Consider the following 18800-nt stretch of genomic DNA (forward strand, 5'->3'; position numbering starts at 1 on the left):
ACAGTTTGCTTATATATATTCAAACAAAATATATTTTTGGCATATCAAGCTAAAAAACTTGTTAGCTATACTTCTGGCGGTCTTCTAAATTTCATCAAAATTACATTATTTACAATGTTGCTATTAGTAAATTTTTACCACGTTGGTAAATTTCTCTGGCATAGTCAGTCCAAGTACCATGTCCCCAATAACGAAAACAGCTAGTTTGTAGCAATAAATTATGTAGGAGAAGATTGCAATAACTAGATTTTTTAGTTATAGATTCTGCTGTTGAATTAACTAATAATTTATCCACCTTTTCATGGAATGAACTGCTTAATTGATACATGGGAGATAGAACATTTTCATATCCTTTTACCCAACTAATATGGTTAGTCCATGAAGCTCCATCTAGGTGGAAATTGGGATTGGTTTGCTTTAATTCTAGGATGGCATTTTCTACAGCTTCAGGTTGGCAATTATCGGGTGCAACTTGCTCCCAAATATAATGTTGTCCTGTTGACTGACAAGTAGGATAATCTTCAGGTTTACACCCAGCCGCTTCTATTAATTCTAAATATTCTGTCCCGCAAAATCCAACTACACCTGCTTTTCCGCCACCATGATTTACCATATCCCACCAAGCTTGTTTGAAAGCGCTGGGAAATTCATTCATCATCACACCACCATTTTCGCCATCTCCTATTTGGCTAACAATTGGAGGTACTAAGACACTGCCTAATTGTTGTTTGGATAGTGTTTTGGCTTCATAGTAAGGTTGCATCTGAGCAACTAATTTAGTATCAGAACCTTGGGTTTTAATTAAGACAGTAATACTAATTGTTTCGCCTTGAGAATTACGAGCAATTAAACGATGTGGTAAATGTTTATAGCTCAGAGGTTGTCCGCTAATTGTTTCTACAGAATGTTCTTGAACTAATAGCCAACGATATCCACATTCTTTGAGTGCTTTGACAAATGCAAAGAGAGTATCAGGATGATTTGGCAGGTGCATTTCTGGTGGAGAAAATCCTTTAACTCGCGCTAATGCTTCCCAACCAAAAATTGCGGCAAAATGCTGTTGCCATGCTACGATTTGCAATTTAATATCTGCTATGGGGGTGGAGGGAATTACTGCATGACTCCACATTGTACCCAACCACTCTACATAAGGCTGATAAGTGCGATCGCAAGTTATCCGTTTGAGGTTATCGATAATATCACTGCGTCCCATTTGCCTGAGTCCCCAAAAAAGATTACCGGAGTAATCCAACATGACGCGGGGATTGCAACCTTGACTGACGAGTTCGGGAATAAAATCTCCCATGCGACTGTAACACCAGGCAAAAGGCCCGGCATTATGGTTATCACCTTCGCCTTGATGTTCAAACATATATTGCAGATTGCTAATTAGTCCGCCATTATATCCAGCAGGTATGGTTGGCTGGTGCATATGTAAGGCGATCGCAAATCCGGCGTTAATATCTTCTAAACGAAGGTTTGTATTTTGTAAGAATACAGGTGCATCATGGTTTACTACCGAGAGAACCTCTGTTTCCCAACCAGAAATATTCGGTAAGCCATCGATGATTTCGGGCAAAACAGGGAGAGTATGAGGTAATGTCAGCATTTCTGGTTGCTCCGAAACGAGGTGTATCTTAATTATCTGTCAAGGCACAACAAGAGGGCACAACAATAGTTGTGCCCCTAGTGTATGTTACTTACGTGCAGATACGAAAGAAACCATGTTTCTCGATAAGAGCAAATCTCGTGTTATCAGGCTGAGTTTTTGAGTAAGTGTACTCAGTAGGTTAGGCTGTTTGCTTCTAAAAGCTGACGGAGTGGCTATTTGTAGAATCGGTTCTAGCAACCAAGGTGCAAGACGCTGACACCAAACGGCTAAATGACTTTGCCATCCTACTAAAATTTCTGGTGCATCTCTCTGCAAGCCTGCGACAAACGTTTGCGCGACTTGTTGCGGAGTCATCGGGATTACCCAACGAAATAATTGAAAGCCTCGTACCATGTCTGTGTCTGTGAGGGAAGGTAGTAAGGCTTGCACTTTGATATTGTAGGGTGCTAGTTCCTGACGTAAGGCTTGAGTAAATCCTAAAATGGCAAATTTGGTGGCTGAATAAGTCGCCATTGTGGGTGCAGCTATTTTCCCCATTAAGCTGGACACATTCACAATTGTCCCTTGTCTGTGGTTAGCCATGCGTCGAGCTATCAGACTAGTTAAGTTGTACATTCCCAATAAATTGAGGGAGATTTCTTCTTGAACTTGGGGAAGTTTCGATTGTAAAAATGGACTTTGGTATGCGACTCCCGCACAATTAACCAGTAGATGTATGGGGCCGCAATCGCGCCACAGTTGCGCAACAGCAATATTTACCTCAACTGCTTGAGTTAAATCTATCGGTACGATGGTGGCAGATGTTCCCAGTGCCTCGATTTCTTGGGCTACTTCTGCTAACTTTTGGCGATCGCGTGACAATAAGATCGCGCGCTTGATGCCTTGTTGTGCTAGTTCGAGAGCGATCGCCCGCCCAATTCCACGGGAAGCCCCAGTAATTAAGGCAACTTTACCTTGAATCTTCATGAGTTTTTACCTCCAAAATCTCAGTCTCACCGCGTTCTCGCATCCTTTGGGTAAGACAAATTAGCAATCGTCATTGAAATCAAAACTAAGCCTGTAACAAGGAGTAATTTCTGAGTTAAATAGCAATCCCTCATAGCCGATAGACATCAGAAATTTCTCACTTTCTTTTCAAGAATCAACACTTCTTCAATTGGCTGATTGGATATAGCTCATAGGTTTTTACTTCTCCTTCATCAGAGCGTTCACCAGCTAGTTGCCATACACACGTTAACAATTTAATCAAGGCGTGGCAACAATTTTTAATAAGCATTTCTTAACACTTATTTACAACTAGTATATATATGCGCAAAATTTTGGGGATAAGTTTTTATAAATACTGCTCAAACAATATAGAAATTTCTTGACAATTAGGGCAAATTACTGGCATAAATTCCATAAAATCAGCATTTTGAGCTAACTTGTGACAGCTTTCGTCATTGCTTAGACATTATCCGTACATACACTTTTGGAAACATCATAATAGCGATCGCCGTCAGCAAATTTACGAAATACAGTTGATGAATACTCCTAGCCATGCGATTCTCAATCTGGTTGTTTTCAGCAAACAATTGCGAAATCAAGCAAGTCATGCAATTTTTATCGGTGCAATCTTGCCGGATGTGCCCATATTTGTGTTCTACTTCTTGATGAAGTTTGTTTATCGTCTACCATCACATCAGATTTGGTCAGAAGTTTACTATCAGCCCTTTTGGCAAGCCATTATCAGTACTTTTCACTCTATTCCACTAGCACTGATGGGGGTAATAATTGCCCATTTTTTGAACTGGAAAGTTATAGAAGTTGGGTTTATCAGTATGGTGCTGCACTCACTTTTAGATTTACCAGTGCATCACAACGATGCTCACCGACACTTTTTCCCCTTTAGCGATTACCGTTTTATTAGCCCCATTTCTTACTGGGATCGCAACCATTACGGCGGAATCGTCGCTTTTGTAGAGATATCGTTGGTGTTAATCGCAAGTATTTATCTATTTCCCACCATGCGCTCATACTGGAGTAAAGGACTATTATTAGCAGTCAATCTATTTTATTGGGGCGCATATTTCCGGTTTTATCTGGGAGGTCATAAATAGGAGGATAAATAGATGAGGCTCGCTGCTGTTGATCTGCTCCAACGGTATGCTGCTGGCGAGAGAGATTTCTCCGGTGTTCTTATGGAAGGTGAACTCATTGGTGTTAACCTTCAGGGAATTAATTTAAGTCGAGCTTACTTACTCGGTACTAACTTTGAGCGCTCCGATCTCAGCAACGCTAATTTAACTGGATCTGAACTTTCCGAATGTGATTTCACGGAAGCTAATTTGAGTGGAGCCGATTTAAGAGAAGCAACCCTTTATGAAGCCAGTTTTGATGGTTCCAACTTGACTGGTGCTGACTTGAGAGGAGCTAAATTAGTAGATACCTTTTTTGGAGGTGCCAATTTGACTGGTGCTGATTTGAGAGGAGCTAACTTGAGACAAACTAGGCTACAAAGTGCTAATCTCACATACGCCAACATTCACGGAGTTGATTTGAGTAGAACTATCTTTTGCAACACGCTTATGCCAGATGGCACTTTTCGAGACGATCGTTGCACTGATTGAACTAGTTTCAACTCCAGTATCTTTTTAAATAGATTCTATAATTAGCCGTCATAATCTATCTGTACACACTAGGCATAATATAAATTCTCTTTCCTTCTGCCCTCTGCCTCCTGCCTTCTGCCTTCTTCATGGCGATGGAGTAGGCGTTGGTTGTGGCTGTGGTTTTGGTGGTGGTACTGTTGGTTGAGGATCTAAGCCATTCAATGCTTGTTTTAACTGCTCTGTTGTCAAGGACTGTAAAATATTGAGATTGAGAGGAGCCTGACTAATATATTGAGCGTAAGCAGGCTGCAAATAAGAACGGTATTCAGAACGATTTAAAAGATGAGTGTCTAAGAAAGCAAGACTTAAGGCTTTGATATAAGAATAAGCAGGCGCACGGTTTGGCCCTAGTAAAGCTTCTGGTACGGGTAAGACATTATTGTCAGCAGTTGTTTCCGATATAGCTGTAAAATGTGTACCATTTTCGATTAAAACTAAGTATTTATTGGGATTTGGCAGCCAAGTAAAAGGATAAATCTGTTCAGCTATTGGGGGAGCAAAAATATCTTCACTACCTGCAACTAGCATTGTTGGGAGTTGAACTTGATTTATTCCACTTTCGCCTAAGACCGAACTATCAATCGGATTAATCGCCATCACAGCCTTAATGCGACTATCTTGAAGGGCATAATTGGCTATAGGTAACTCGTAAGCACGACACTGTAAAAATACTGATAAATTTAAAGTTCTATTCGGATTACAATCGCGGCGCAGTTTGTCAAAGTTTATTTTCGCTCCCGCTAGAGCTAAAACAGTATAACCACCAAAGGAATGACCGATCGCGCCAACTTGTTGAAAATTTAGTTTACCTCGCAGGTTGGGATCGGTTTGATTTAACTGCTGGAGTTGATCGAGTACAAACTTCACATCTAAAGGTCGGTTAATAAATTCTTGTGCTTCTGGGGGGCCAGCCAAGCCAGAAAAATATAGCTGAAAGCGTTCAGCATTACTACCAGGGTGTTCTAATACAGCAACGGCAAAACCATGAGATGCTAAATGTTCAGCTAGGTAGATGAAAGCATAACGGTCGGAAGCGACACCATGAGAAATCACAACTAGAGGAAAAGGAGGTTTAGGATCGTTTCCTGTGGTTGACGATGATGTTTGCGGTACATAAACATCGACAGGTAGACTGCGATTGCGGGAACTGTCGTTAAGTTTGAAGCTAGCGATTTGCCATCTGTAGTTTCCAGGCGATCGCAAATCTGGTTGTTGGGCAAAGTCAACTGTGGCATTATTAGTTTGAGCGATCGTTTGTTGTTTGATAAATGCAACAATTTGATCCTTCGCTCTACCCAACTCTAATAAGCTATTAACTATCTGTAAACCCTCAGAAAAATTCAATCGCAAACTGTCGCTAGGATACTTGCGCAACAAATTTACAACAGTTAAACCTTCTGGATCTGCCGCAGATAAAATTAAAGCTGCACGTATTGCATAAAAACCATTTTGGCGCGAGTCAGTCAGCAGCAATTCTCCTAAACGTCGCAATACTGCTTCGCCTAAAGGCGAGTAGGTAAATTGAGAGACTAAAACAGGAGTAATATCAAATTTCTGTTGCAGTATTTGCCGTAGTTGCGCTAGTTGTTCGGGGGTAGCACGCTTGGCATAAAAGGCTAATTCACTATTGATTTTTCCCTCTTTGGCATACTTTTCTAAAGATTCAGCCGATAAAGAAAATTCTCCAAACGGAGGGTAAAAAAAACTAATGCGTTCTGCCCCCAGCCCAGGTCTTGCAGTCAAAATCGTAGACAATATACCTAAACTAAGATATTTCAGCCATTTTTTCATTTGTCTACCTCTTTTGAATGAAGCCTGACTCGGCAGGTTTTGCTAGTATAGCCAGATCTTTAGGGATGTCAAATACTCATTAACAAGCATTTGAGCTGCATTAACTAGTATCTAAAGACTGATTAATGAATATCAAATCCTTATATATCAAGGCTGTTGCAAGTTGATCGAGATAATTTTATAACTTACGCACTGTACAAATTTGAGCGATCGCTCAGTCGATCAATAGTATAAATTGCAAGTAATAACGTAGATTTATATCCCCGACTTCTTGAGGAAGTCGGGGATATGAGCCTGCTGTTTTTGCGATCGCAAATCTCAGAAATTACCTCAGGTAAATTTGTTGTGATTTAACCGAAAGCAAAATTATATAAAACTACAAAATTAACTATGGGAATAATCATTAACCAGATTAGCCAAGGATTCTTACCTAGCTTTTTCACAATGTTGACAAACGCAATAATTAAGAAAACTAAAGCAACAAAGTTCACAAAAGGTATGAATAGGCCAATAATCCACCAAGGAGATTGATCGCCAGCTTTATAAGTAATCCAGGTATTGAGAATAGGAACCCAGGCAAACCAGGCGTTTGGCTCTCCTAGCTTCTGAAATATGTTGTAGAAGCAATAAGAACCAAAAACATAGGAAACAAGCCCAAAAATTAAACCAATCAATCCTCCTAAAGGACTGCCAGCACTTTGGTCAGTCTGAGCCAACAAGTAAACTAAGTTCAAATCATAGAGAAATAAAAACATTTTTATCCTCAAATAAAAATGAAAATCAGAGATTTAATTTTATTTTGAGAAAATCTATAATTGTAATATTTTAAACAAAAAATTATTTCCCTATCCAGAGCAAAAGATACAGTTAATAAAAAGTTAAATATAAATAGTGCCTAGAGTCGCAACATCTTAAGTTCATCCCTATGGGTTGCGTCTCGCCAATAAGCGATCGCTAGCTTCAAAATGAAAGTTGCTATAATTTGGCGATCGCTTTCTGTAAAAATACATACTGGCCTGGGATTCTGCTGCTCTGGTTCTATATATAACTTTGTCATAGCCAGGACAACTGTATATTATTAAATTATTGAACAGTCTAGGAAGATTTACTAATGCAATTAGTCAGTCGGGAGCATATCGCGATCGCTTCTGATGTTCGGAGTGGAAAGCCCTGTATTGTCGGTACTCGCATTGCTGTAGAAGATGTGGCGATCATGCATCTAAAGCTAGGATATTCTTTGGTAGAGATTGCTGGTAAGTATGACCTGTCACTAGCATCTGTTTATGCAGCAATGGCTTATTACTTCGATCGCCGCGACGAGATCGATCGCCGCACAGTAGAAGAAGATGAGTTAGTTGAAGTATTAAAGCAAAATCATCCCTCACGTCTCCAAGAAAAACCCGAAGAGATGATGGGACGTGTCGAGTTTGTGTGAAACTAAAGCAGCGCTGAGAGAGTTGTATAATTTTTGGGTTTTGCGATCGCGAAAGTTGGATTGTAGCCGATCGCTCAGTTTATTAATAATATTAAATTGCTACTATTAGGGCGTTTTGTCGTCCTGCGCAACGCACCAAAAGGTCAATTTTTTTCTAGATTAAGTTTAACTGCCAAGTCAAATAATCTATCAATGCGTTGATTAGCTTGATCTAAGCCGACTTCATCGAGATAGCAGTCAATAGGCATTGGTAATGCATTGGCGTAACGACTTTTTTGTGTCCAGTAAGTAATAGATTTTATAGTCTGAAAGTCTGGATCGCAATTCAAATACATTCTACCTATACCAGTTGTTTTGTTGAAGCGTAGCAGCCTTTTGGGGATGGGTAGCCATAGATAACACTGTAAATAATTAATTTGCGCAGGCTGAGTTCTCGAAATCAACTTTAACTGACATAAAGGCTTTGTTTTCCCTCGTCCATAAAATATACTTCTACCGTCTTTGATTTCTCGGATACTTTTATCGTAGCCTAATATCGTTTCTCTAAGCCTCAGCACCTCTATTTTGGTCAAAGGAGAAAGTGTATCTAAAAAATTAAGTAACATTCGTGGTGGTTTATCAACCTGGTTTTCTAATATCAATACTTCTTGATTGTCTTTAACCTCAATGAAAGGAATTGGTCTCTGTATAGTAATTTCTTGACGACCTTCAAGATATAAATGTAAATAAAATTTATCTAATTGATTGAAAATAGCAAATCGAATAAACTCAATTTTTAATAGACTGTAGCGACGGTCAATATAATTATGTTTATGGAAATCTGGAGCAATGGCCATGAGACGAATTGGCTGGCTGTAGTCTATCGAGTCTTCTAAAGGTTGCTCTAATTGAAGACTGTGATAATACCGAGTCAATTGATGGATAAGGTAGCGATCCTCACAATTTTTGAGTTCTAAGACAACAAGTTGATTATTTTTTGTCTTGGCAAGAATATCGCAATATTCTCCCTTAATGCTAAATTGGCGTTTCAAGGGAATCAAATCTAAAGTACTTTCTAAGGAATCCCAAATAAAATTTTCTAGTAGATGTTCTTCTTTAAACATCCAACCTTGTTCAGTTTTTCTCAGCACAATCTTCAATCCTTGGAATCACTTTCATCTTCAATAAGTTCCATTCCCATTGCTATTGGATCGATATTCTTACTAAATTTTGTTTGAGTATTGTAGTAAGAATATCGCAGATCTACAGTAGTTGGAGCAGGTAATTGTGTATCTCGTAAGTCAGCATCCGAAAAATCTGCTCCCTGCGAGTAAAAACTCTTAAAAGTTGCTTTGTGAAAATTGCAGCCACGAAAACTAGCATGAGAAAATTGACCAGTTATATATGATGAACGAAAATTAGCATCCATAAAATTTGATGCCGTAAAATCATTTAAGTGGCTTTCACTAATAATGATATTTTGAAAATTAGCTTGTATAAAGTCTGAACCTCGACAAGAGGAACGGGATAAATTTGCTCTTCTTAAATCTGAATTATTAAAATTACATTGATCAAGCCTACAACTAGATAAATCGGCTCCTTGTAGATTACAATTACTAAAATCTGCACCAGTTAAATCTACTTTTAATTCTGCTGCTCTATTAAGTACAATACTTGTAAGATTAGATTCCTTAAGAATAATTTCGCGTAAATCTAGATATTTAATCTCTTTATCAAGGATATTTACTGTTACGCCACGCAAGTCGGAACCAGAAAAGTTACGATGTCCTTGTGCATAAAGTTTAAGCAAAGCTTCCAGTGTTCTGACTGGTTGTGTAGGTTGTTGAGAAAACTTGAGATTACAACTAAATTCTTCAGTCATAAATTTTAAGTACAGATATAGTTTTTTATTAGAGTATGATTGTGGAGAAGATCGCCAATCACTTCAAAATTCTTTTTTCAGTATGCCCGTTGAGTACAGAAAGCTAACATTGACTCATAGCCACATTTTATCCAGCAAACTCGGTGGCAAATAGATTGAGCCAAAGCCATCTCGTCACTAAATGGCGATCGCCACATCAAAAAATACATAAAATCTCAATAACCCAAAATGGCATATTACTTACTCAAAATACTTTAATGGGTTCTTAAAATGCCTTATTGCTTACTCAAAATACTTCAAGGAGTTCTCAAAATACCCTATTGCTTACTCATTTAGGTATTTTACGCAAGTAAAAAGCCTTATTACTTACTCAAAATACTTCAAGGAGTTCTCAAAATGCGCTATCGCTTACTCATTTAAGTATTTTACGCAAGTTAAATGCCTTCTTGCTTACTTAAAATGCTTCAAGGAGTTCTTAAAATGCCCTATCGCTTACTCATTTAGGTATTTTACGCAAGTAAAAAGCCTTATCGCTTTCTCAATTTACTTGCTAGCTAACTCACTACAATAATTTACCATCACATAACAGCGATCGCGCTTGTAGCAACAGCTATTAAGTACTCAAGCAGAATTAATTACACAATGTCATTGCGAATAGAGCGAAGCGGAATGAAGCAATCGCAAGGGCTTAGATTGCTTCGCTTCGCTCGCAATGACTGTAAATATTTTTGTTTAGGTACTTACAATGGTGGCAATACCCCTAAACGAACCCAATAAACACTGAAACGCTGACTACGTAATACTATTATTTTTCCTTACCTGCCAATTCTTCGGCTTTCGCTACTGGATTGAATCTTAAACTTGTATCCCACTGCTTGGCTTGGCGGAACTTAGCAACTGCACCATCTTTATCGCCAAGTTTTGCTAACTTCTCACCTTGGAGAACTAACACTGTCGCTGCTTGTACCAACACAGATGGCGTTTGGCATGACTCTATTTCTGCTAATGTTTCCGGATGAACAATCAAGTAATTTTTAATTAAATTACAGCCATCATTTACTAAATCTTTTAAGTTAAAATTCCAAACAATTACTGTGTTATCAAGACTTTTAGAAATCAAACTTTGCCCATCAGCGCTAAAGGCTACGCTACGAACTGCACTGCTATGACCGCTAAGGGTTTGCAGTTCTTTACCCGTGTCTGCATTCCAGAGTTTGATGGTGTTGTCATCACTGCTAGAAGCCAACCTTTGCCCATCCGGGCTAAAGGCTACGCTATAAACTGTACTGCTATGACCGCTAAGGGTTTGCAGTTCTTTACCGATGTTGACATCCCAAAGTTTGATTGTGTTATCAGCACTCCCAGAAGCTAACTTTTGTCCATCTGGGCTAAAAGCAATGCTGTAGACCCAACTACTATGACCGCTAAGAGTATGCATTTCTTGACCTGTGTTTGCATCCCAGATTTTGATGGTGTTATCCGCACTTCCAGAAGCTAACTTTTGTCCGTCTGGGCTAAAAGCGAGGCTATAGACTGGACTTCTATGACCGCTAATACTTTGCAATTGTTTTTTGGTAGCGACATCCAAGAGTTTGATGGTATTGTCATTACTCCCAAAAGCCAATTTTTGTCCGTCTGGGCTGAAAGCAACGCTAATCACCTCTGGGCTATAGCTAGTATTTACGTAAGGTTGCGCAGCAATGGTTTGTAGCAGTTTGCTGTTCGTGACATCCCAGAGTTTGATAGTATTGCGATCGCTTCCAAAAGCTAACCTTTGCCCATCAGCACTAAAAGCAACATTGTACACAGAATCGCTATGGCTGCTAAGAGTTTTCAACGCACTGAGAATTTCCAGTTTTTGACCGATAGTTATATTCCAGAGTTTGATAGTCTGGTCGCGACTCCCAGAAGCTAACTGTTTGCCATCAGGACTGAAGGCGATACTAGAAACTGTATTGCTATGACCTCTGAGAATTTGTAGCAGTTTTCCACTACTGACATCCCAAAGTTTGATGGTTTTGTCATCACTACCAGCAGCCAACTGTTTACCATCAAGACTGAAGGCGATGCTATTGAATCTACTGCTATGACCCCTGAGAGTTTGCAGCAGTTTGCCAGTATTAACATTCCAAAGTTTGATAGTGTTGTCATCACTCGCAGAAGCCAACTGTTTACCATCAGGACTGAAGACGATGCTATTTACAGGGAGTGTATGACCCTTAATAGTTTGCAGCAGCTTCCCAGTCTCGACATCCCAAAGTTTGATAGTCTTGTCATCACTTCCAGAAGCTAACCTTTGGCGATCGCGGTTGAAAGCGATACTATTAACTTTATTGCTATGACCCCTAAGAGTTTGCAGCAGTTTTCCAGTTGTGACATCCCAAAGTCTAACGGTTTTGTCAGTACTTCCAGAAGCCAAGAGTTTTCCATCAGAACTAAAAGCGATGCTATTTACTGGGAGTGTATGTCCATTAATAGTTCGCTGTAGTTTCCCAGTAGTGACATCCCAAAGTTTGATAGTGCTGTCATCACTGCCAGAAGCTAACTTTTGGCGATCGGGGCTAAAAGCAATACTATTAACTGTACTGCTATGACCGCTATCTGAGTACTGTTCTAAAGGAAAAGTTTGCAGTAATTTTCCGGTAGTAATATCCCAGAGGTTGATAGTATTGTCACCACTGCCAGAAGCCAACCTTTGCTTATCGGGACTAAAAGCAATACTAAAGATGGGACTGTTATGACCTGATAAAGTATTGAGTTCTTGAAATTGATTCTCTTTCGGTTGTAAGTACACCGCTTCCCTCAATGAACCGACAACGTGAACCTGGGTATCGGCTAATGGTTGTTTTAACTTGTTCAGTTTTTCGACTGCTTTCAAGGCTTCAATAATTGCATTCCTGGTTTGTCCCGAAGCAGAAAACGTAGCTGATGAATTAGCAAAAGCGTTAATATCACTGATTTCGGCTTGCTTTTTCTGCTTGTTGGCTTCTATTGCCCATCGCCATGTTACAGCAGCTAAACCAGCGAAGCCTAATCCTGCGGCTATGGAAACAAACAAAGCGATTTTGAGCAAGCGATTGAGCTTTTCTTCTCCTAACTTGCGTTGCGTCCTTTCTTTTTCCAGTTCCGCCATTAACTCTTTTAACTTGGGTTCTTGTTGCTGGCGAATAAAGGCGGCTAAATAATCATGTACCAGTTGATAGCGTTCAGCAGGGTTTTCTTTTAATAAAACTACCAAGCCAGATTTAACAAAAATCGCTAACACTAACTCTAGTTTTTGACTTATAGGTAATTCTTTAGCGAAAGAAGATGTTTCCTTGTTGAGTTTTTTGCTTCTTCTTCGCCATATTCTTCTATTTCTTTGTTTCCGCGTCTGCTTTTGTTCCTTAACTAAGGCTTGCAAATCTCTTTCTAATTCAACCAAAGTTCTCAGGGGTCGAGTTCCTTTCTCATCGGTGAGCAAATACAATAATAAATCTGCTAATTGCTGATTTTCTGCACCGCAGTCACGAACAACTTCATCTAAATACTGCTTCACAAGTTGTTCTTTCGTGCCACGCTGTCGATATTCTGCCAGAGTTGTAATATTCTCAGTTTGCAGTTGCGCGCCTACCACTTGTAACTCAATGGGACGCACTTCTCCCAATTCGCTGGCTAAATCTTGCACTAGTTGGTCAACTAAGGTAGGTTCTAAGCGAAAGCTCGTATTCTCGGTTAAGCGCTGAATAATTGATTTCGCATCAGTGGGTGAAAAATTCCCCAATTTATAAAGGACATTTTTGCTGAGAATGTCATTGCCAATAATCTGCATATTGGCTATGTCATTGCACTCTAGCAGATAATGCAAGTAATCTACCCGCAGCGACAGAATTACTTTGACAGAGAGAACATGAAAACATTCTCCTAAGAACTCAAAAAATTGTCGCCTTTGGCTGGGTTCGGGGTAAGTGAAGAAAAATTCTTCAAACTGGTCAAAAATTAACACAGTGCGGAGGTTTTTTGCTTCGTTGTCCCGTAGTTGAGCGAGAAGGGCGAGAGGCAGGGCGTAGGGGGCAGGGCGCAGGGGGAGAAGGGGAGGTTCTGAGCTTGGTGAATTAGGTTCGGAACTCGGAGTGTTGAGTAAAAAGCTCGGATTATCGCCTTCTGAACTCGGAGTGTCGAGTAAAAAGCTCGAATTGTCGCGTTCGGAACTCGAAGTGCCGAGTAAAAAGCTCGGACTGTCGTGTTCGGAACTCGGAGTGTCGAGTAAAAAGCTCGAACTATCGCCTTCAGAACTCGAAATGTCGAGTAAAAAGCTTGGATTTTCGTGTTCCGAACTCGGAGTGTCGAGTAAAAAGCTCGGACTGTCGTGTTCCGAACTAGAATTGTCGCCTTCAGAACTCGAACTGTCAGGTAAAAAACTAGAATTGTCGCCTTCAGAACCCAAACTGTCGGGTAAAAAACCAGAACTATCACTTCTTAACTCCCCCTGCTCCCTGCCCCCTGCCCCCTGCCCCTCATCCAGCAAAACTCGCCCCAACTCTTCTTCCCAATTGGTGTAAAAGCGCATCACTACAGGTAAGTTATCTTGAATACCGATCGCTTTTTGTTTCAAAGCTGGAATCAGTCCTGCATTAATTAAGGAACTTTTACCTACACCCGATTGCCCATAAATCACTATCAACTTACAATCGGGACGACCAATGCGTTCGAGTAATCTTTCTACATCGAGTTGCCGACCAGATGCAGCGATTTCTGGGGCAATGTTTTCTTGTAGAGATGTAGCTTGTACAGTTTCTTCTATTACCTGCTTTGTTGAGCCTAAACGTCCAGCACCAATAAACGCCCGCAAGCCAAATTGCTGCTCAACGGAACGCTGCTGCTGTTTCATTTCATAAGCTTGGAGATATTCTTGTTGTTCAAAATAGAGTCGCTGTAAATAATTGAGTATATTTAGATAAAGCTTCAGGTCTTTGGCAGGATTAGCATTATCTTTAGCTGATTCTAAGCTAGCGATCGCCTCTTGAGTTTGTCCTAAATGGTATTGCGAAAGTGCCAGAATAAATTGATATAAGCTAAAATCATTTGCACTAATAAAATTTTCTGGTAGCTCAGATAATAAACCTGATTCCACACTCGGAATAGCTGACCAGATTTGCAATGCTTGCTGAATAAAATTATTAGCTTCCTGCCAAGATTTTTGCACGAGAGCTACTTCAGCTAAAAAACCGTAATCTTTTGCTAATTCTCTTGCTTGATTGTTAGCCTGATGTATTGTGAGAGCTTGCTGTGCAAAACTTTTTAGCTGTTCTGTCAAGTTTTGAAACTGTTGCCAAATCCTGATATCGCGGAGAATCTCACCAAGTTGTCCTATAGAATCGGCAATTAAATTAGGATTTTGTGCTTGCGTAAGTAAATCTATATATTGTTGTAAATACTTCTGGGTATTTTGCCAATTTGAATTATTAATATCTATATATTTAGCTGCTTTCAGGTAATAACACAAAGCTAGATTACCAAGAATTTTGACTTGCCGTTCTAAATTTTTAGCTTGCTGCCAAAGTGCTAGCGCTGTTTGATAATGCTCTATAGCAGAATCTATTTGACGATTAACTTGTGCGATTAACCCAAGCAATGATGCGATATCAGCCTGAATTTCTAAACTATTAAATTGTTCATCACCAAGCAAATCTCTTTGGGCGGCTTTGAGTTCAGCTTCTAATTGCAGATAAGCCGATAAATTTAATGTCAGACGATTACTAAACCAGTTATCCGCAGTTTGTTGTAAGAAAGTTACTAAATCTTGTTTGGATATAGCAAAGCTTCTCGTAATCGCCCAACTCTCTAAATCTGGCGCAATTTGCATTAGTTGCTTGTGAACGTCATCGTTAATCCACAACACCAAGGGAAAAGGAAAATGCTTGCGAAATTCTTCTCGCACCTGATTGGCGGAAGTTAGCATCTGCGGTAAATCTTGCACTAAGTCTAAGCCAACAACCATCAAGCAAGCTGGTAGCTGTTCGCCAAACTCCTCGCGGATGGCGCTGTAAAGCGTTTTGTTGTTTTGCTGTACAGCCAGGATACTGATTTCTACCCGACAGATTGCTTTCAATTGGTCGATGAGGCGATCGCGCAAGTTAGTATAGTTGCACCGTGCCAAAATTAGCTTAAACTGCCCAACAGAAGCTTCTATCGCCCAAGCTAGCTGTTGCAAAGTGCGATCGTTGTTAATCTGCATATCTTCAGTTCTGAAGAATCAATAAGTTCGTAGTCACGACTGTAGCACTGGAAAATTTAGGGCTAAAGTTCTGAGTAGAAGTTTTGCTTAAATCTAAATAAATCATTAAAAAGATTGCCCGCGAATCTCTGTGAATCATTACAATTTATATCCAAAGATATATTGCCTGGAAAAATTTTATTTATTTTAATAAGATAGGGTGATTTTATGTGCTTTTAGTTCTTGAAACACATTAGTTATTACCTTATTAGCAAAAGTTGAGCATATATACCTTTGAGCTAATACAATATTTTTTATAATTCCAATAAGATTTACGCAAGCTAACGACGGAATTCCAATTAAGTTATAAATAGTAAGAGTGTTATCTTAAAAACAAGGTCATTTACTCAATTTTTGAGGTAAAAACCATGACTGCAACACTCTTAGCAGGTAGTTCTATCGAGTCTTTCTTAGGTAATGAAGCAGAAGACCTGCTGACATACAAAGCCAAAGTTTCTCAAGATTTACTACATTTACCAGGGCCAGACTTTATAGATCGAGTTTGGCTGAACAGCGATCGCAATCCTCAAGTCTTGCGGAATCTCCAACAACTTTATTCTACTGGTCGTCTGGCATATACAGGCTATCTCTCAATTCTCCCAGTAGACCAAGGTATTGAGCATTCAGCAGGCGCATCTTTTGCTCCTAATCCGATTTATTTTGACCCAGAAAATATAGTGCGGTTAGCAATAGCTGGAGGTTGCAATGCTGTTGCTACAACGTTGGGGGTATTGGGTAGTATTTCGCGGAAATATGCCCACAAAATTCCTTTTATCGTCAAATTAAATCATAACGAATTGTTGACTTTCCCCAATCAATTTGACCAAGTATTGTTTGCAGATGTCGAACAAGCTTGGAATTTAGGTGCAGCCGCAGTAGGCGCGACAATTTACTTTGGTTCAGAACAATCTACCAGACAAATTCAGGAAATTAGCCAAGCTTTTAAATATGCCCATGAACTAGGGTTAGCAACTATTCTCTGGTGCTATCTGCGGAACAACTCCTTTAAACAAGATAAAGACTATCATCTTGCAGCCGATCTCACTGGACAAGCAAATCATTTGGGTGTCACAATTGAAGCTGACATTATTAAACAGAAGTTACCAGAAAATAATAATGGTTACGGCGCTGTCGCTAAAGCCACTGGTAAGTCTTATGGTAAAACCCATGAGCTAGTTTACACAGAGTTAACAACAGATCACCCAATTGATTTAACTCGTTATCAAGTACTCAATTGCTACTGTGGACGTGCAGGATTAATTAACTCTGGTGGTGCTTCTGGTAAAAATGATTTTGCAGAAGCAGTGCGCACAGCTGTAATTAATAAACGTGCTGGCGGTACAGGATTAATTTCTGGGCGCAAAGCGTTTCAGCGTCCGTTTGAGGAAGGCGTGAAACTGTTCCACGCTATTCAAGATGTTTATCTATCGAAAGATGTGACGATAGCTTAATTCTTCTTGGTGTCTTTGCGGTTTTGTGATTATCTAAAACACAGAGAATAATATGTATGGTGGGCATTGCCCACCATACAAACTAATTTTGAGCTATCAAAACTAACCACCGAAAATTTTCTTTTCATAACCTATCCATTCTTTCTCGCGTAAGAGATATTTTTGAATTTTACCCGTGCTAGTTTTGGGCAAATTAGTAAATTCAATCGTAGTCGGACATTTAAAAGCTGCAATTTGATGACGACAAAATTGAATTAATTCTTGTTCTGTAACTTGTACTCCCTCTTTTAGGGTGACAAACGCCTTAGGTACTTCACCACGCTTAGGATTAGGTACAGCAATAACAGCGCACTCTAACACGGCTTCATGGCGGTAAAGACATTGTTCCACTTCGATACTGGAGACATTTTCCCCGCTAGTAATGATGATATCCTTCATGCGATCGCGCACTTCAATATAGCCGTCCGGGTGCATTACTGCTAAATCGCCGCTATAAAACCATCCGCCTCTAAATGCCTTTTCGGTAACTTCCGGGTCGTTATAATAGCCAGTCATCACCATATTTCCTCGCATCACCACCTCGCCCATTGTTTGTCCATCCGCCGGGACATCATTCATCTCTCGATCTACCACTCGCAAACCATCTGCACCTATATAAGGTACGCCTTGACGTGCCATGAGTTTTGCTTTTTCTGCAACTATTAAATCATCCCAATCTGATTGATATTCGCAAACTGTGTAAGGGCCATAAACTTCCGTCAAACCATAAACATGAATGATTTTTGCGCCAATTTCGGTAATTTTTGCAATCAATGTTGGCGAAGGTGGTGCGCCTGCTGTAGTGATAGTTAGCGGTTTTTCTAATAATTGCGGACAGTCTCGATGGTGAAGCAGAGAAATTAAAATCACAGGTGCAGCGTTTAAGTGAGTTACTCCCTGTTGTTGAATTAACTGCCAAACATTAGCAGGATTAAACTTACGCAAACAAATATGAGTACCGCCAATAGCAGTTACCGCCCAAGTAAAACACCAACCATTGCAGTGAAACATGGGCAAAGTCCAGAGATAAATGGAATCAGGCGTTAATGTGGTTTCAATTATTTCTCCTAAAGAGTTAAGATATGCACCTCGATGAGAGTACATTACACCTTTGGGTTTACCGGAAGTGCCGCTAGTGTAATTAATCGAAATTGTCTCCATCTCATCTGTAATTACCCAATTTAAAGGAGTAGGATTACCAGTTTGGAGAAATGCTTCATAATCCTCTCCCTCTAGAGGCTCAAATTCTTCTATATCTTTGATATTTATTATATGTTTGACAGTTTCTAAGCTATTTTGAATAGGTCGAATAATATTTGCTAACTCTGTATCAACAAAGAGAAATTTAGCACCGCAATCATTTAATATATAAGCGACTTCTTGAGGAGCTAATCGGGTATTAATAGATACGAGAACGCCACCAGCCAAAGGAACTGCAAAATGGGCTTCTAGCATTGGTGGAGTATTGAAACAAAAAAAAGCGACGCGATCGCCTTTTTCAAGTCCAGCATTACGCAGCGCTGAGGCTAGACAATTTATCCTATCTGCAAATTCGCCGTAAGTGAAGCGTTTTTGATTATATATAATCGCCAGTTTATGATTATAGACTTTAGCATTGCGTTGAATAAAAGTTAAAGGCGTGAGAATGCTGCGATAAACTGCTTCAGGGTTCATGGCTAATGCTAATAGTTAACCTTCACACTG

13 protein-coding genes are annotated in these 18800 nt (G+C 39.7%); 4 read left to right on the forward strand and 9 right to left on the reverse strand.

Annotated elements, in window-relative coordinates; translation table 11 throughout:
• Window positions 1–109 precede the first annotated feature (109 nt).
• Together AACU33_RS33230 and AACU33_RS33235 are read right to left on the reverse strand one after the other, a co-directional pair.
• Entirely contained in the window at window positions 110–1609 is a 1500-nt protein-coding gene (locus AACU33_RS33230; protein ID WP_096594517.1) for a glycosyl hydrolase family 57, read from the reverse strand.
• 87 nt (window positions 1610–1696) lie between these two features.
• The gene (locus AACU33_RS33235) at window positions 1697–2578 is read right to left on the reverse strand and encodes an SDR family NAD(P)-dependent oxidoreductase (protein ID WP_096594518.1); all 882 of its coding nucleotides are present in this window, start codon (window positions 2576–2578) and stop codon (window positions 1697–1699) included.
• A 476-nt stretch (window positions 2579–3054) separates the two neighbouring features.
• On the opposite strand from AACU33_RS33235, the gene AACU33_RS33240 reads away from it, so the two are divergent.
• Both AACU33_RS33240 and AACU33_RS33245 read left to right on the forward strand, forming a co-directional pair.
• A complete protein-coding gene (locus AACU33_RS33240; RefSeq protein ID WP_339376427.1) occupies window positions 3055–3711 on the forward strand; it encodes a hypothetical protein in 657 nt (218 codons plus the stop codon).
• Window positions 3712–3723: 12 nt separating this feature from the next.
• On the forward strand, window positions 3724–4221 hold the full coding sequence (locus AACU33_RS33245; protein WP_096594520.1) for a pentapeptide repeat-containing protein: 498 nt from the start codon (window positions 3724–3726) through the stop codon (window positions 4219–4221).
• 126 nt (window positions 4222–4347) lie between these two features.
• Here the strand turns inward: AACU33_RS33245 and AACU33_RS33250 are convergent, their stop codons facing one another.
• From AACU33_RS33250 to AACU33_RS33260, 3 genes are all read right to left on the reverse strand, one after another.
• Window positions 4348–6054 carry an alpha/beta hydrolase gene (locus tag AACU33_RS33250; RefSeq protein WP_096594521.1) on the reverse strand — a complete coding sequence of 569 codons (1707 nt, stop codon included), beginning with the start codon at window positions 6052–6054 and terminating at the stop codon, window positions 4348–4350.
• A gap of 350 nt (window positions 6055–6404) precedes the next feature.
• Window positions 6405–6809: a DUF5684 domain-containing protein gene (locus AACU33_RS33255; RefSeq protein WP_096594522.1), complete on the reverse strand. Its 405-nt coding sequence runs from the start codon at window positions 6807–6809 to the stop codon at window positions 6405–6407.
• Window positions 6810–6949: 140 nt separating this feature from the next.
• On the reverse strand, window positions 6950–7111 hold the full coding sequence (locus AACU33_RS33260; protein WP_339376428.1) for a hypothetical protein: 162 nt from the start codon (window positions 7109–7111) through the stop codon (window positions 6950–6952).
• A 54-nt stretch (window positions 7112–7165) separates the two neighbouring features.
• Between AACU33_RS33260 and AACU33_RS33265 the strand changes: the two genes are divergently transcribed.
• Window positions 7166–7489 (forward strand): DUF433 domain-containing protein, encoded by a 324-nt coding sequence (locus tag AACU33_RS33265; RefSeq protein ID WP_096594523.1) that lies wholly within the window; start codon window positions 7166–7168, stop codon window positions 7487–7489.
• A gap of 143 nt (window positions 7490–7632) precedes the next feature.
• Here AACU33_RS33265 and AACU33_RS33270 read toward each other — a convergent pair whose 3' ends face one another.
• The 3 genes from AACU33_RS33270 to AACU33_RS33280 form a co-directional block, all read right to left on the reverse strand.
• The gene (locus tag AACU33_RS33270) at window positions 7633–8619 is read right to left on the reverse strand and encodes a recombinase RecB (protein ID WP_339376429.1); all 987 of its coding nucleotides are present in this window, start codon (window positions 8617–8619) and stop codon (window positions 7633–7635) included.
• A 5-nt stretch (window positions 8620–8624) separates the two neighbouring features.
• Window positions 8625–9350 carry a pentapeptide repeat-containing protein gene (locus AACU33_RS33275; protein ID WP_096594525.1) on the reverse strand — a complete coding sequence of 242 codons (726 nt, stop codon included), beginning with the start codon at window positions 9348–9350 and terminating at the stop codon, window positions 8625–8627.
• 805 nt (window positions 9351–10155) lie between these two features.
• Entirely contained in the window at window positions 10156–15567 is a 5412-nt protein-coding gene (locus AACU33_RS33280) for an nSTAND1 domain-containing NTPase (protein ID WP_339376430.1), read from the reverse strand.
• A 407-nt stretch (window positions 15568–15974) separates the two neighbouring features.
• Here AACU33_RS33280 and AACU33_RS33285 point away from each other — a divergent pair, with 407 nt between their 5' ends.
• Window positions 15975–17057 (forward strand): class I fructose-bisphosphate aldolase, encoded by a 1083-nt coding sequence (locus tag AACU33_RS33285; protein ID WP_096594526.1) that lies wholly within the window; start codon window positions 15975–15977, stop codon window positions 17055–17057.
• 102 nt (window positions 17058–17159) lie between these two features.
• Here the strand turns inward: AACU33_RS33285 and AACU33_RS33290 are convergent, their stop codons facing one another.
• Window positions 17160–18770, reverse strand: coding sequence for an acyl--CoA ligase family protein (locus AACU33_RS33290; protein WP_096594527.1), 1611 nt, complete (start codon window positions 18768–18770; stop codon window positions 17160–17162).
• Between the last annotated feature and the right edge of the window lie 30 nt (window positions 18771–18800).

It is taken from the genome of Calothrix sp. NIES-2098, assembly GCF_963875125.1.
Lineage (GTDB): Bacteria > Cyanobacteriota > Cyanobacteriia > Cyanobacteriales > Nostocaceae > Aulosira.